Below are 1,280 nucleotides of genomic sequence, written 5' to 3'. Positions count from 1 at the left end.
GTTTAACACCGCCTTCAAGCTGATTTGCATGCTCAGGTTTCAAGGGGGTGTTGTCCTCCTTTATGCCGGTTTGGTTACGGAAACTGTTCTGGTAATTGGCAAATAAGGATAGATGATCTTTTATTGGCTGATAAACCAATCCAAACTTTGGTGAAAACGCGGTTTGCTTATACGCACCTGATGTACTATTGCTTGCTGGATCATAATTGCCATTATTAACAAAGCGATCCACACGCAGGCCGGCAGAGGCAATCAGCTGATCGGTAATGTTAAACACATCAGATACATATGCGCTGTAAGTGTTCCGTTTGTAGATTGCCGGATAGGTAAAGCCATACACACCTGTTGCGTATAGGGCATCCATTGYGGCCTTGTTAAAGTTAGTATAGTTTCGGTTACCTGTTAATGATACTGCGTCGAGGGTACTGCCAAAAAAGAACTGGTTGGAGTTATCTCTGAAAAAATCAAGCCCGCCAACAAACCTGTTTCTGAATTTCCCAATCTTGAAATCCCCGTTGAAGTTTTGCTGGATTTCGATCATATCACCCTTGCTTTTACGGGTGGACTGGTCGTTACGAGAAATGGAATCGCCGGGTAACAGGTAAAAGTATGGCCCAAAACCATCAGAGTAGCTATGTGTAGCCGCTATGTTGGTATGGGTGGTCCATGAATTCGATATCTTGTAATTTACCCCGCCATAAAAATTAGTGGTTCTTGAAGTTTGGGTAAGGTCGTTGCCATAATAGGTCTGTTTATAATCAAGGGCAAGTTCATCGGCACGATCGTGACCTAAAGCAGCAATAGTTTGTCCGTAGGGGAAAAAGAAGATGGATTTACCGATGCTTTTACCGTAGAAAAGCTCAGCATCTAACGAGATGCTCAACCTGTTGTTAACGTTATACAGCAAACTTGGGGCTACGGCGATATTACGGGTAAAACCATTGTTTTGGAAACTACCTTCGTGATTATAAGCTGTGTTTAAACGGAAAAGTGCTTTTTTCTGATCATCAAGCGGGGTATTAATATCGGCACTCAGCCGTTGAAAATTAAAATTGCCCAATGAGCCTGCAACTTCGCCGCCAAATGAATCATAAGGTTTTTTGGTTACCCGGTTAATAAGGCCGCCATATGAAGTTAAACTGCTGCCAAATAAAGTTGCAGATGGTCCCTTTATAATTTCAATCCGTTCGRTGTTTGAGGCATCAATGGTGCTGGTAACATTGCCGGCAATGCCATTTCGCAAAGCTGTTTGAACCACAAAACCACGGCTGCTGTAATAG

At 43.0% G+C, this 1,280-nt stretch carries 1 protein-coding gene; it reads right to left on the bottom strand.

All coding sequences use genetic code 11. The annotated features are described in order from the left end of the window. The coding region (locus AC1DPZ_RS27415; protein ID WP_477409480.1) for a TonB-dependent siderophore receptor at positions 1-1,280 on the bottom strand (1,280 nt) is incomplete at both ends.

This window comes from Mucilaginibacter sp. P4_G9 (genome assembly GCF_056400985.1).
This window is presented reverse-complemented; position numbering and strand designations above follow the sequence as displayed.